At 63.2% G+C, this 13,415-nt stretch carries 11 protein-coding genes; 2 read left to right on the plus strand and 9 right to left on the minus strand.

Annotation, left to right across the window (positions count from 1 at the left end; translation table 11 throughout):
• The first annotated feature begins 321 nt into the window (after window positions 1-321).
• On the plus strand, window positions 322-2,601 hold the full coding sequence (locus G6P99_RS26455) for a TonB-dependent siderophore receptor (RefSeq protein ID WP_165123936.1): 2,280 nt from the start codon (window positions 322-324) through the stop codon (window positions 2,599-2,601).
• A 195-nt stretch (window positions 2,602-2,796) separates the two neighbouring features.
• Here G6P99_RS26455 and G6P99_RS26460 read toward each other — a convergent pair whose 3' ends face one another.
• The 8 genes from G6P99_RS26460 to G6P99_RS26495 all read right to left on the minus strand — a co-directional run bounded on the left by G6P99_RS26460 (window position 2,797) and on the right by G6P99_RS26495 (window position 11,499).
• A complete protein-coding gene (locus G6P99_RS26460) occupies window positions 2,797-4,296 on the minus strand; it encodes a tripartite tricarboxylate transporter permease (RefSeq protein ID WP_029081128.1) in 1,500 nt (499 codons plus the stop codon).
• Complete coding sequence (locus G6P99_RS26465) at window positions 4,296-4,796, minus strand: tripartite tricarboxylate transporter TctB family protein (protein WP_029081127.1); 501 nt, start codon at window positions 4,794-4,796, stop codon at window positions 4,296-4,298. Before G6P99_RS26465 ends, G6P99_RS26460 begins: the two co-directional genes overlap by 1 nt.
• Complete coding sequence (locus G6P99_RS26470) at window positions 4,793-5,761, minus strand: Bug family tripartite tricarboxylate transporter substrate binding protein (RefSeq protein WP_165123939.1); 969 nt, start codon at window positions 5,759-5,761, stop codon at window positions 4,793-4,795. The genes G6P99_RS26465 and G6P99_RS26470 overlap by 4 nt, the downstream gene beginning before the upstream one ends.
• Window positions 5,762-7,065: 1,304 nt before the next feature.
• Window positions 7,066-8,127, minus strand: a complete 1,062-nt coding sequence (locus G6P99_RS26475; RefSeq protein WP_051346247.1) for a calcium-binding protein — start codon at window positions 8,125-8,127, stop codon at window positions 7,066-7,068.
• A 1,067-nt stretch (window positions 8,128-9,194) separates the two neighbouring features.
• Complete coding sequence (locus G6P99_RS26480; RefSeq protein ID WP_021078384.1) at window positions 9,195-9,416, minus strand: hypothetical protein; 222 nt, start codon at window positions 9,414-9,416, stop codon at window positions 9,195-9,197.
• A 20-nt stretch (window positions 9,417-9,436) separates the two neighbouring features.
• Complete coding sequence (locus G6P99_RS26485; RefSeq protein WP_029081125.1) at window positions 9,437-9,667, minus strand: hypothetical protein; 231 nt, start codon at window positions 9,665-9,667, stop codon at window positions 9,437-9,439.
• A 186-nt stretch (window positions 9,668-9,853) separates the two neighbouring features.
• Entirely contained in the window at window positions 9,854-10,372 is a 519-nt protein-coding gene (gene ldtR, locus G6P99_RS26490; protein WP_018271925.1) for a transcriptional regulator LdtR, read from the minus strand.
• A 665-nt stretch (window positions 10,373-11,037) separates the two neighbouring features.
• Entirely contained in the window at window positions 11,038-11,499 is a 462-nt protein-coding gene (locus G6P99_RS26495; RefSeq protein ID WP_029081124.1) for a DUF6163 family protein, read from the minus strand.
• 205 nt (window positions 11,500-11,704) lie between these two features.
• Here G6P99_RS26495 and hemB point away from each other — a divergent pair, with 205 nt between their 5' ends.
• Window positions 11,705-12,769, plus strand: coding sequence for a porphobilinogen synthase (gene hemB / locus G6P99_RS26500; protein ID WP_029081123.1), 1,065 nt, complete (start codon window positions 11,705-11,707; stop codon window positions 12,767-12,769).
• 5 nt (window positions 12,770-12,774) lie between these two features.
• On the opposite strand, the gene G6P99_RS26505 is transcribed toward hemB, so the two are convergent.
• Window positions 12,775-13,365, minus strand: a complete 591-nt coding sequence (locus G6P99_RS26505) for a DUF6151 family protein (protein ID WP_198031165.1) — start codon at window positions 13,363-13,365, stop codon at window positions 12,775-12,777.
• Window positions 13,366-13,415: the final 50 nt, after the last annotated feature.

The following is a 13,415-nucleotide window of genomic DNA, read 5'->3' on the forward strand; positions in this document are numbered from 1 at the left end:
TCGCGCGTCGCGAGACACGAACACCACATGCACGCGACTTGCGAACCTCTCGATCACAACGCCCGCGATGGCGATGCATCGAGTCAACGCGACGATGTCTCACGCGACGATTTTGAATCGTTCGATGTTTGAATCGTTCAACACTGGATCGATTCAAGGCACTCACGCGACGCGTGCAATTGTCTGTCGCACTCCGTTGTCTCGCGGTCACACACACGCGCATTGCGCACAGCTTCGATAGCTTCTAACCGCGCGCGGGCTATTCCCGAAAATCATCGTGATAACGACTCGCTCGAGAATTTTTTACGGAGCGTGGAATAAATGTCGTGCAGGTGGATTGGGTCGAGGCAGCTCGCTGTTTCGGCAACGGTGGTGCTTTCGCTTGTTGGTGCGGACGAGGTCTTCGCCCAGACGCAATTGCCGTCCGTGACCGTCGAGGCGCCGCACCGGCAATCGGCGAGATCGCAGCAACAGTCCTCACAACGCACTGCGCGTGCGCGAAGTGCCGCGCGCCGTGCCACGACCGCGCCTTCGGGAGCACAGCCGCAGATCGCGGAGCAAGCCGCCGGCGCAGGCGGCGGACACGAACGCGCCAACGGTCCGGTCATCGGTTATCTGGCGCGGCAGAGTTCAAGCGGCACCAAGACCAGCACGCCGATCATCCAGACGCCGCAATCGGTGACGGTGATCAGCGCCGAGCAGATCCGCGACCAGAAGATCGTCAGCAAGTTCGACGAGGTGCTGCGCTATACGCCGGGCGTGGTCGGCGGCACCTACGGCGCCGACTTCCGCAACGACTGGTTCCTGATCCGCGGCTTCCCCGCGCAGAACGAGTCACTGTTCCTCGACGGCCTGCAGCTGTTCTACACCTCCTATGCGAGCTGGAAGCTGCAGCCCTTCAATCTCGAACGCGTCGAGGTGCTGCGCGGCCCGTCCGGCATCCTGTACGGCGGCTCGGCGCCGGGCGGCCTCGTCAACGCGATCAGCAAGCTGCCGTCGGCCGAACCAATCCGCTACATCGAGACCGGCATCAACAATTTCGGCAACGCCTATACCCAGTTCGACATCGGCGGCGCGACGGCGCAGCCCGGCGGCGGGCAAGTGCAGTACCGCCTCGTCGGCCAGGCCCAGGGCGGCGGCACCCAGACCGACTATGTCTACGACAACAATTTCTTCTTCGCCCCGTCGGTGACCTGGCGGCCCGACGCCGACACCAGCCTCACCGTGTTCGGCATGGCCTCACACAGCAACACCCGCGCGCTGAACTTCCTGCCCTATGTCGGCACCGTCACCAACGCACCGTTCGGCCGGATTCCGACCAGCCTGTTCGTCGGCGATCCCAGCGTCGACCAGTTCCGTCGCGACCAGGAGATGGTCGGCTACCAGTTCCAGAAGAGCATCTCCGACAGCGTGGACTTCCGCCAGAACGCACGCATGGCGCATGTCGACGTCTATTATGCCGGCCTCTACGGGCTCGGCTACGCGACGACGCCGGCCGCCGCCGACATCACGCGCGGCAATTTCTACACCCGCGGCATCGCCACCCAACTCAACCTCGACAACCAGCTCGAATATCGCTTCTCGACCGGCGCGCTGCAGCACACCGCGCTCGCCGGCGTCGATCTGAAATATTACGGCATCGACGACCGCCAGGGCTTTGGCATGGGCACGAACCTCAACCTGCTCAATCCGATCTACGGCACCAATCTGCCGTATAGCGGCCCGCTGTATCAGAACGCCTATCTCACCCAGGGCATGGCCGCCGTCTATCTGCAGGACCAGGTCAAGCTCGACCGCCTGACCGTGGTGCTGTCGGGACGCCAGGATTGGGTCGATCTCAACAACAACAACCGGATCGGCACTTCGCAGAGCCGCGACGATAGCAAGTTCTCCGGCCGCGTCGGCGCGATCTACAATTTCGACTTTGGCGTTGCGCCCTATGTCTCCTACATGACCGGCTACAATCCGGTGATCGGCACCAATGCGGCCGGTCAATTGCTGCTGCCGGAAACCTCCGAGCAGACCGAGGTCGGCGTCAAGTACGAACCGGTCGGGCTCAACGCACGGTTCGGCGTCGCGCTGTTCGACCTGAAGCGCAAGAACGCGCTGACCACCGATCCGAACAACACCCTGTTCCAGACCCAGAACGGCGAGGTCACCTCGCGCGGCGTCGAGCTCGAGGCGGTCGCGAATATCACGCGCGACTTCAAGCTCGTTGCGAGCTACACTAATTATGAGCTGTTCGTCAGCAAGGACCTCAACCCCGCGCTGATCGGCACCGTGCCGACCAACACGCCCCGGCAGCTCGCCTCGGTCTGGACCGACTACACCTTCAGCGACGGCCCGCTGCGCGGCTTCGGCCTCGGCGGCGGCATCCGTTACGTCGGCTCGTCCTTTGCGGACCAGGCGAACACCGCGCGTGTCCCCGCCTTCGTGCTGGGCGATCTTGCCCTGCATTACGAATGGGACAACCACTGGCGCGCGGCGCTCAACGTCGTGAACGTCACGGACAGGATCTATGTCGCGAGCTGCGCGACGATCAGCTCCTGCTACTACGGCGATCGCCGCCGCATCACGGCGAGCCTCGGCTACAAATGGTGAGCTGAACATTCAGTTCACGAAAAACCTGGAAACAAAGAGGCGGCGTTCAGCCGCCTCTCTTTTTCGGCCGTCGTCAGGATGGTGTCAGCTAGTCGCGCTAGGTTCGCGCCGCGGCAACATTTGCCGTGCCCAGACTGGCCCGCTCCGAAATGCGAGCCCCGGAGCGGGCCTTTTACGGTCTGGGGATGAAGGGCCCTAATCCTCGTTCGCCTTGAACCGCCCCAGCCCCTTGAGCACGAACGGCGCCAGCAGCGCGATCAGCGCGATGCCGAGCAGTGTCGCCGACATCTGGCTTTGCAGCAGCACCATGGGATCGCCGAGGCTGATCGCCAGCGCGCGGCGCAGCTGGCTTTCGGCGATCGGCCCGAGGATCAAGCCGATGACGACGGGCGCAATCGGGAAATCGAACCGCCGCATCAAAAAGCCCATCACGCCGAACGCCGCCAGCATCGACAGCTCGACGACCGACGGCTTTGCCGCGATCGTGCCCATGGTGGCAAACACCAGGATGCCGGCATAGAGCCAGGGCTGCGGGATCGCGAGCAGCCGCACCCACAGCCCGACCAGCGGCAGATTGAGCACCAGCAGCATGCCGTTGGCGATGAACAGGCTCGCGATCAGGCCCCACACCAGATCGGGCCGCTCGGCGAACAGCAGCGGCCCCGGATTGAGGCCGTACTGCTGAAAGCCCGCCAGCATCATCGCTGCGGTCGCCGAGGTCGGAAGCCCGAGCGTCAACAGCGGCACCAACGTGCCGGCGGCGGACGCGTTGTTGGCGGCCTCCGGTCCGGCGACGCCTTCGATCGCGCCCTTGCCGAACTCTTCCGGGTGTTTGGTAAGCCGCCGCTCAGTGGAATAGGACAGGAAGGTCGGGATCTCCGCGCCGCCGGCCGGCAGTGCGCCGATCGGAAAACCGAACAGCGTGCCGCGCAGCCACGGCTTCCACGACCGCCGCCAGTCCTCCTTCGTCATCCACAGCGAGCCGCGCACCGGCTCGAGCTTCTCCGCGGCGTGATGCCGGCGCGAGGCGACATAGAGCGCCTCGCCCACCGCAAACAGACCAACCGCCAGCGTCGTCACCTCGACGCCGTCGAGCAACTCGGGGATGCCGAACGCAAGCCGCGCCTGCCCGGTCAGCTTGTCGATGCCGACGAGCCCGAGCGTCAGGCCGATGAACAGGCTGGTGAGGCCGCGGACCGGCGAGTCGCCGAAGGTTGCCGACACCGTGACGAAGGCGACGCACATCAGCGCGAAGTAATCCTCCGGCCCGAATCGAACAGCGAAATCGACCAGCCATGGCGCGAGAAATGCGAGGCCGATGGTGGCGATGGTGCCGGCCACGAACGAGCCGATCGCCGAGGTTGCCAGCGCCGGGCCGCCGCGGCCGGCCTTGGCCATCTTGTTGCCCTCGAGCGCGGTCGCCATCGACGCGCTCTCGCCCGGCGTGTTGATCAGGATCGCGGTGGTCGAGCCGCCATACATGCCGCCATAGTAGATGCCGGCGAACATGATCAGCGAGCCGCCGGGATCGAGCTTGTAGGTCACCGGCAGCAGCAGCGCGACCGTCAGCGCCGGTCCGATGCCCGGCAGCACGCCGACCGCGGTGCCGAGGAACACGCCGATCAGCGCATAGAGCAGGTTCATCGGCTGCACGGCGACCGCCATGCCATGCGCTAGCGCGGCGAAAGTGTCCATCACAGCAGTCGCTCCAGCGGGCCGGCGGGAAGGCTCAGGGTCAACAATTTGTCGAACGCGAGGTAGACCAGCGTCGTGATGACAAGCGCGATCGCGGTGTCGGCCAGAATGGCGCGCCGGCCGAAGGCGGCCGACGTTGTGACGAACAGCGCAGATGTGGCGAGGATGAAGCCGCCGCCGAAGCCGATGATGGCGATCAGCAGCGCAAGGCCGCCGATGATCAGCCACACCGGTTTCGGGTCCATGCTCTCGCGCGGCGGCAGGTTGCCGCGCAGCGCATCGAAGAGATTGCCGACCGCCAGAATGATAAGGCCGATGGCGATGACAACAGGCATCGCCTCCGGCCCCATTCCGTACATCGTGGTAGCAGGCAGGTTGCTGGCGTCCCACACCAGCACCGCAGCGAGTGCAGCGAGCGCGGCCGCGATCACGACGCCGGCGCGATCGACGCGTCGTGCCGGCTCGCGCGGCAGATTGTCGGAAGCGCTGTCCGGCATCATGACTTCACGAGGCCGACCGACTTCAGCACATCGCTGACACGCACGATTTCCTTCTTCAGGAAATCCGCGAAGGCATCGCCGCCGAGATAGGCGTCATCCCAGCCCTTCTGCTTCAGGATCTCCTTCCAGGCATCGGACTTCACCATCTTCTCGACCGCATCGCTCAGCACCTTGCGCTGCTCCGGCGTGATGCCGGGCGGCGCCACCACGGAACGCCAATTGGCCAGCACGAGGTCGATGCCCTGCTCCTTGAAGGTCGGAATGTCGACGCCGGGCAAACGCTGCGCCGAGGTCACGCCGAGCGCGCGCAGCTTGCCGGCCTTGATCTGACCATCGTACTCGCTGAGGCCGGAAATGCCGGCGGTGACCTTGCCGCCGAGAATGGCGGCAAGGGATTCGCCACCACCGGAGAACGGAATGTAGTTGATCTTCTTGGCGTCGGCCCCGACCGTGCCAGCAAACAGCGCCGCCATCACGTGGTCGACGCCGCCGGCCGAACCGCCGGCAAAGGTCACCTTGGCGATATCGGCCTTCATCGCGGCGGCAAGATCCTGCGCCGTCTTGATCGGCGAGTTGGCCGGCACGACGATGACCTGGATCTCCTCGGTCAGGCGCGCGATCGGCATCACCTGATCCAGCGTCACCGGCGATTTGTTCATGGCGAGCGCGCCGACCATGACGAAGCCGTTGACCATCATCTGGTTGCCGTCGCCCTTGGCGCCGTTGACGAACTGCGCGATGCCGACGCTGCCGCCGGCGCCGGGAACGTTGGTGACCTGGACGCTGCGCGCGACACCGGCCGCGACCAGCGCCTGCTGCATCGAACGCGCGGTCTGATCCCAACCGCCGCCGGGCGCCGCCGGCGCCATCAGCTTGAGCTCGAGCTGCTGCGCGGGTGCCGGACCGCTCGCCCCAAGCAATAGCGCGACGACCGCGCCGAACAGGCGCATGTGGGACGAGATCATGTGGCTTCCTCCTGAATTTGCCGATGAAGCCCCTGATCGTCGGCTGCATCCGGGCACGTGGTCACAGCGCCAATCGAAGAGCGCCGTTCCGTCAGGGAAGGAATCGCTCGCCGATCACGCGTCTGCGCACCCTTAGCGACCATTCGCCACAGTCTTCGGCAAGCCGGAGGGCGCGGCTACCCTGTGCTGCAAATCGCCGCACCTCACCGGTCGGTTTTCGCTTGCTTTGTTTCGAGCGGCTCGCGGGCAGGCCTCGTCGATGTCGGCACAGCTGACGCCACAACCAACATCACACGGCAACGCGCAATCTGCCTCGCTCTCCTGCTGCGCGTGGCACAAAGTGAACAGCACTTCGGACGGGATTAGACCAAAGGACGATGCGACCGCACGCCCAGCTGAGGTGCCGTTATATTGATCGGCATATGCCGTGATTTAGAAGCATTCGAGTTGAACGATTTGGCGGATGCAATGACCTATTAGACGTGAGCCAGAGTGACATAGTAGAATGAGCTGGCGCGCGGATCGAAGAATTAATCGGCGGATTTTATTCGGCAGATCGGCGGTACCATTGAGTTACACAGCAACTGGACAGGCCAGGTTCCTCGTTCGGCAAGGAAGCACCGGCTGGATGGTCTATGATCGAGAGCGCAAGGGGCCGGCGCTATTGCAGGATCACAGCCTTGCCGAGAAGCTGACGAGGGAGCAGGCCGAACGGCTAAAGCGGGCGTTGACGGACCCCGTCATGACGCCCGCGGCAGCGCGTTCGGCTTTTCAGTCACTGACGCCTGCGGGCAAGCCTCGGCCATGAGGAGGTATAATCATCTCGGATACACAATCGGTCCAAAAACCGAAACAGACCACGAACAAATGACGCCTGTGTTACCTAGTAAGGTATATGAACAGAGTTGGGGCATAGCGAACGCGGCGCGGCAAAACCGCGACGCATCGATGGAGCAAATGGGGCCACGGCGAAATTCGACCTAGGCTACAGAAGCTTAGCCGCCGGCCACCGTCGCGGAACGATCGCAGAACAGCTCCAAAAGCTTCAAATGGCGGATTCGAACGATCCGGCCGAACGTCGAGCCGCTCAACGCAAGCCAGTGGCAAAAGCATAAAACTCGCCAAGGCTGTATCGCAGATCACCGCCCTGACGAGCAACGTGAAAGCTTGGCCCCAGCATATCCCCGCTCCCGCGTCCTTCTTTTGGTTACGCCCGCGATCCCCGCCTCGGCCACGAATGTGTGCGAACGGCGACCGCTTGCGTGGTCGCCGTTCTCCAATGCACTTCGATGACGCGCGAGCAGCTACGACACGATCGAGAAATTCGCCGCCGTCACCGTGGCTGCCGTCGCGCCGTTCAGCCAGACCGCGGTGTCGCCGTCGACCTGGATGACGAAATAGGCGCCGTTCTGGTAGGAGTTCGACAGCACGTCCGCAAACGAACTGAAGCCTGTGCCGTTCAGCTGCACGGTATCGGTGGCAGCGTTGAAGTCCTGAACCACTTCGACGCCCGGCACATCGTTGGAGACGAACGTGTTGTTGCCGCCGCCGCCGAAATAGTAGTTCACGCCGGTGCCGCCATCGAAATAGTCGTTGCCGGCGCCGCCGAGCAGAACGTCGACGCCTTCACCGCCATACATGGTGTCGTCGCCATTGCCGCCGTAGAAATAGTCGTTGCCACCCAAGCCGTACATGACGTCGTTGCCGTCATCGCCGTTCATGACCACCGAGCCCTGGGTGGCGATCATGACGTCGTTGCCGGTTCCGCCGTAGGCGTTGCTGAGGTCGCCGGCGCTCATGTAGATCCAGTCGTCGCCGGCATCGCCTTCGAGCAGATCGGTGCCGTCATTTCCGACCAGCGTATCGCTGCCGTTGCCGCCATACGACGTATCGTTGCCGGTGCCGCCATACATCAAATCGTTGCCGTCACCGCCAAAGATCAGGTCATTGCCGCGGCCGCCATCCAGGATGTCGTTGCCGGCGTAGCCGTACAAGCCCGGCGCTGCGCCGAAGCCGACCGCGTTGATACTGGCACCACTCTCATTGCCGTCGCCGCCGAAAATCGTATCGCTGCCGTTCGAGCCATATAGGGCGTCGCGCCCGGGACCGCCGTCGATGTAATGGGACTGCGTGGTCAGACCGCCCTGGTCCTCAAAGACGTAGTCATCGCCGGCGCCGCCGAACTCGTAGTTCGTGCTGACAGTATTGCCGCCCTCGATCAGATCGTTGCCGTCGCCGCCATAAAAGGTGCCCCAAGCCGAACTGCTCCAGCTCGCATACAACCAATCGTTGCCTCCGCCACCCTCCCAGTTGTCCGAGCCCGAGAGGCTGCTTCCCAGCGTATCGTTGCCTTCGCCACCATACATCGTGGACCAGTTCCTCGAGAGGCCGGCACTTCAATGAGCGGTAGCGTAGTGTCGGCGCGGCCAGCGTCATAACGAACCGATCACACATTGCCGGTTCCGAATGCGGCATTACGACGCGAGACAGAGACTGACAGTGACATCGCTCACAGCTAGGACACGGCTGAGATGGCGCGCATCTTCTCGATCATCAAAACAATCTCAGTGCAGTGAATTTTGCGCGTGACAGCAGAGCAGCGGACTGCAGACCCGGCTTTCAGAGTTCGAACACGAATTCATCGGTGAGATGCCGCAACAGAACAACCCGACGGGCAACTCAGCAAAACCTGTCAAGCCTCGCGCGCGAAAATATTTCGCTTTATCAGAAATACAACTCAGTGTATGGTCTGCCCGTCTCACCCGATCGAGGGGCGCTGCGCATCGTCACGGGTGTTGCGGTGAGATGCGGTGGACGCTGATCATGCAAGCGACGAACGCATGCGAGGCGGACGGTGAAGTCGTGTGGTCCTGACGCCCTAGTGGCCGGTGTCTCGTCGCAACACGCGAAGGCGTGATGCGGGGGCGGTGACAAGCAAGCCCAGTCTCGCCGGGGAGAGCACGAAGTAAGCCGTAAAACCATCGCGCAGGGAAAGCCGGATTGCTCCGGTTACACCTGTGGTCCTACCCCCGTGCTTTCTACCTTTGCACGGGACCCATGGGTGCAATCGGCACCCGGCTTTCCCTGCGCCCTCTGTTCAAGGAGAGGGCGGAACGAGAAGCAAAGCTCGGACAAATCATGTCGCGAGAATGCGGAGCTGTGGCCTCACCCACAACTGTCATCGCCCGGCTCGACCGGGCGATCCCGTACGCCGCGGCCTCTCGGCTCAAGCCCCCCTGTCTCTGGAATACTGGATCACCCGCTTTCGCGGGTGATGACACCGAACTAGCTGTTTGACAGTTGAATCAGAAACTCACCCCGTCATTGCGAGGAGCAACGCGGCGAAGCAATCCATCGCATCGCCAAGTTGAAACAGGGATTGCTTCGCTTCGCTCGCAATGACGTGGAGACGGTCTGCGAAACCAGGCTGACCTTACAGCCCGGTATACCCGGCCTTCACATGGTCGGTGCTGCCGTCGAGTTGGCGCAGATAGGTCAGTCCGCACACGGTCAGCCGATGCGTATCACGCTCGCCCGCCTCGAACAGAGTCTGCACGTACTCTGTCACCTTCGCCCGCGCTTCGTCGCTCGCAGCGGACGTGCGGTTGAGCAGCAGATCATACGTCTGCATGATCCGATCGATCGCGGCTTCCATTGATGTCTCCGGGTTGACGCTCAGGCGACCACCAGCGTCTCGGCCTCGAACTTCGCGATCGCCTTGTTGGCGAGGCGGAGCCGGTTCAACTCACCGCGCTGGAACAGCTTCACGATGATGCTGAGGAGGCGCTCATTGGTGGCGAAAGTGTCGGGAATGGCACCGGATTTGCGCAGATAGTTCGAGGCGATCGCGTAGGCGTCACCGACGACCTCGACATTCAGCACCTCGATCCCGCGTTCGACCAGCATATCCCTGCCTTTCTGTTGGCCAAGGGATAAGCTTCGGGGAACGCCTTGGTTCCTTGCCGGGCCCGATTTATTTTCGCAGGTGCAGCATGAAAAGCGCATCGGCCGGGCATGACCGATGCGTTGACTGGAGGAAGGCTGCCGGTCTTCTGGGCGGCCGGCTTGGCCATCAGGCGAACAAAGGAAGGATCAGAGGCGATACAGGATCTGGTCGGTCCAGAAGCGCTCGAGGCGATGCAGCGACTTGTTGAGGCTCGCGAACTCCTCGTTCGAGATGCCGCCGACCTGCTCGACCGTCTTGACGTGCTTCTGATAGAGCGCATCGACGATCTTGCGGACTTCCTGGCCCTGCGGGGTCAGACGGATGCGGACCGAGCGGCGATCGACACGCGAGCGCTGATGATCGAGGAAGCCGAGCTCGACGAGCTTCTTCAGATTGTAGGAGACGTTGGAGCCGAGATAGTAGCCGCGGGTGCGCAGCTCGCCGGCGGTCAGCTCCTTATCGCCGATGTTGTAGAGCAGCAGCGCCTGCACCGAATTGATGTCGGCGCGGCCGCGGCGGTCGAATTCGTCCTTGATGACGTCGAGGAGGCGGCGATGCAGCCGCTCCACCAAAGTCAGGGCTTCGAGATAGAGCGGCTGCACCGGAGCTTGACCGGTAGCGCGATCGGCGGCATCCGCCGCCGTTGTCGCAACGGCTTTCATCATGACACTTCCCCTGTTTGTCGTTTTTATCGACTTTATTTCGACGAAACTTGTGTCCCGCCTGATAGGTCCAACGTAAGGGGGCCGTTTGAATATCCGCTTAAATAAGAGAATAAAGAGATCATGAATTTAAGACAGTGAATCGTGGATTAAGCCCATGGATCAAGGGCTTTTCGCAACTTTTCATTGACGGTGGCAGCCCCCTGTTCACGCTTCGTCTGCCTGTCCTGTCACATTCGGAAACAGCTTCGTTCGAATTCGAAACGGTGGCGTAACGCGTATGAGGGAACCCTTTACGGTGACCGATCGGTTACCGGAAAATTCTCTGAAAATTTTATGGGGTCACGTCGCGGGATGTGCACGCGCTGCACGTAAGCGGCCGGCCACGTGTTGCGGCAGGCAGACCAGTTCCGCCGTCGACCAGCGCAAAGCCGGCTAGCGCGTGCGCCAAGATCCGAAAGAAATGGGTCCCGACGGCAGGTCCCGCAGAGACGCTCCCGCGATGGGGTGTCTCGAAAGGGGTACGATCTGTGGCACCCACGTAACAGAACCAATAGCGCTGTCTTCTCGTTGCGCGCACGACAGCCATATATTGGCAGCCGGTATCCGCTATTCGTCGCGCTGTCGCGGCGAGGCAACAGTCGATCCCGCCGTCGCGGCGTGCGGATCTATGGCGGGCGTTCGCGCGCCGCCATCCAGGCGAGCGCGAGATAGGCCGCGAGCATCACGGCCTCGAGCCCGACCACGGTGAGGCTGCCGCCATAGATGCCGGGAAACATCAGCTCGATGACCGCCATCGAGACAACAGTGGTCAGCCAGACCACGGCGCCCCAGGGCGTCGCGAGCCAGAGACCGACGGCCGCGACGAGCTCGATGACAGCGAAATAGATCGTCGCGGTCTGCCAGGCCATCGACTGGTTCTCGAAGGCCTCCTCCTCGCCGCCGACGAAGCCGGTGACCTGAGCCCAGTGATAGAGGCCCTTGGCGACCGAGACGACGGCCATGATGCGCAGGAAGATGACGAGGCGCCGCGTCCACGCATTGTCGTCCGGCTCGATCCGGTCGGATGAGATCGCGCTCACCGAGATGGCGTTGTCCCGCGCCTGATCGCGTGCAGAGGTGTCAGACATCCGAATCGCCGCAGAACGGCTGCCAAATGGGGTTCATGGCGCAGTCTTGGCCCGCCAGCCGCGCAAAATCAATTGCCGTTGCGGCAAATCAAGGGCGCCAAGGATGCAATAGGGGTGCAATAGCGGCGCAATGACGGCGCCCCTGTCAGGTGCTAGAACTGGACTTATATCAGGTCCAGACCAGCCGTCCCCGAGGAGAGAAGACATGGCGATCAAATTCGGGCGCCCGATCGAACTGCGCGATGCGCCGCGGCGCCAGACCGAGGCCCTCGCCTCCCCCTCGCTCGACCTCACGATCCGGATGCGCCGCAACCGCAAGACCGAGTGGGCTCGCCGCCTGGTGCGCGAGAACGTGCTGACCACGAACGATCTGATCTGGCCGATGTTCGTAGTCGACGGCCACAACACCCGCACGCCGGTGGTCTCGATGCCGGGCATCGACCGCCTCACCGTCGACCAGATCGTCCGCGACGCCGAGCGCGCGGCCAAGCTCAATATTCCCTGCATCGCGCTGTTCCCCTTCACCGAGCCGTCGCTGCGCGACGAGCAGGGCTCGGAGGCGCTCAATCCTGACAATCTGGTCTGTCAGGCGGTGCGGGCGATCAAGAAGGAATTTCCCGATATCGGCGTGCTCTGCGACGTCGCGCTCGATCCCTTCACCAGCCATGGCCATGACGGGCTGATCGAAGACGGCAGGATCCTCAACGACGAGACGGTTGCGGTGCTGGTCAAGCAGGCGTTGACCCAGGCCGAGGCCGGCTGCGACGTGATCGCGCCGTCGGACATGATGGATGGCCGCATCGGCGCGATCCGCGAGGCGCTCGACGACAACGGTTTTGGCGACGTGCAGATCATGTCCTATGCGGCGAAATACGCCTCGGCGTTCTACGGCCCGTTCCGCGACGCCATCGGCTCGGCCAAGACGCTGACCGGCGACAAACGCACCTACCAGATGGACAGCGCCAATTCCGACGAGGCGTTGCGCGAGGTCGAGCTCGACATCGCCGAGGGCGCCGACATGGTGATGGTGAAGCCGGGCATGCCCTATCTCGACATCGTCCGCCGCGTGAAGGACAATTTTGCGATGCCGACCTTCGTCTACCAGGTGTCCGGCGAATACGCGATGATCGCGGGCGCCGCCGCCAATGGCTGGATCGACGGCGAGCGCGCGATGATGGAGAGCCTGGTCGGCTTCAAGCGCGCCGGCGCCGACGGCATCCTCACCTATTTCGCACCGCAGGCCGCCGAGAAGATCAAGGCGGAATCGTAAGTGCGCTACACGGGTCCGGCCGGCGCGGTTGGACGTGGACCGCACAGCGGGCGCAGCGCCTCGCGCTCGCCCTGTGACAGCACCGTCAGCGGGTAGATCGGCGCATTTGTCTCGCGCTTGAAGAACGGATGCGGCCAGGTCCTGCCGCGCAGGCGCCAGCCCAACACCTTGCCGATCACGCGCAGGATCAGCGACGGGTTGAAGCCGGTCGATCCCTTCGGGGCTTCGCCGATGGCATATTTGCCGAGGATTGCGCCGGTTGGCTTGCCGAAAACCTCGTCCACGCGCGACGCGCCGCCGTCGAAGGCCTGCACCGCAATTCCGACGAACGGGACGGCAGGTGTCAGCGAGTTGCCCACCGGCGAATTGCAGCAGGTGGTGTGCCATCGGTACAGCCCCTTTGGCGTCAGCCGCAGCCCGGCGATCTTGTCATGTCCCTGCACGAAGCTGAGCGACGCCGGGGCGACCTGGACGATGTCGGTGCCGCCGTGGACATCGAGCAGATCGGCCCGGCCGACCCGATGCATGAACGCCTGGCAATCGTCGCAGTAGCAGACGACGCGATTGACAGCTGTCGGTGCCGCGTTCGTGACCACGCCTCGAACCTCTCCGCAGCGGCAGCGCAACCCGATTTGTGTCCCCATAT

Origin of the sequence: Bradyrhizobium sp. 6(2017) (assembly GCF_011058295.2) — a bacterium.
Classification (GTDB): Bacteria; Pseudomonadota; Alphaproteobacteria; order Rhizobiales; family Xanthobacteraceae; genus Bradyrhizobium; species Bradyrhizobium septentrionale.

Bases quoted from the DNA above. Each gene is read 5' to 3' on its own strand.
- G6P99_RS26455 (WP_165123936.1), top strand. From the start codon at position 322: ATGTCGTGCAGGTGGATTGGGTCGAGGCAGCTCGCTGTTTCGGCAACG.
- G6P99_RS26460 (WP_029081128.1), bottom strand. From the start codon at position 4,296: ATGGACACTTTCGCCGCGCTAGCGCATGGCATGGCGGTCGCCGTGCAG.
- G6P99_RS26465 (WP_029081127.1), bottom strand. From the start codon at position 4,796: ATGATGCCGGACAGCGCTTCCGACAATCTGCCGCGCGAGCCGGCACGA.
- G6P99_RS26470 (WP_165123939.1), bottom strand. From the start codon at position 5,761: ATGATCTCGTCCCACATGCGCCTGTTCGGCGCGGTCGTCGCGCTATTG.
- G6P99_RS26475 (WP_051346247.1), bottom strand. From the start codon at position 8,127: ATGTATGGTGGCGAAGGCAACGATACGCTGGGAAGCAGCCTCTCGGGC.
- G6P99_RS26480 (WP_021078384.1), bottom strand. From the start codon at position 9,416: ATGGAAGCCGCGATCGATCGGATCATGCAGACGTATGATCTGCTGCTC.
- G6P99_RS26485 (WP_029081125.1), bottom strand. From the start codon at position 9,667: ATGCTGGTCGAACGCGGGATCGAGGTGCTGAATGTCGAGGTCGTCGGT.
- ldtR (WP_018271925.1), bottom strand. From the start codon at position 10,372: ATGATGAAAGCCGTTGCGACAACGGCGGCGGATGCCGCCGATCGCGCT.
- G6P99_RS26495 (WP_029081124.1), bottom strand. From the start codon at position 11,499: ATGTCTGACACCTCTGCACGCGATCAGGCGCGGGACAACGCCATCTCG.
- hemB (WP_029081123.1), top strand. From the start codon at position 11,705: ATGGCGATCAAATTCGGGCGCCCGATCGAACTGCGCGATGCGCCGCGG.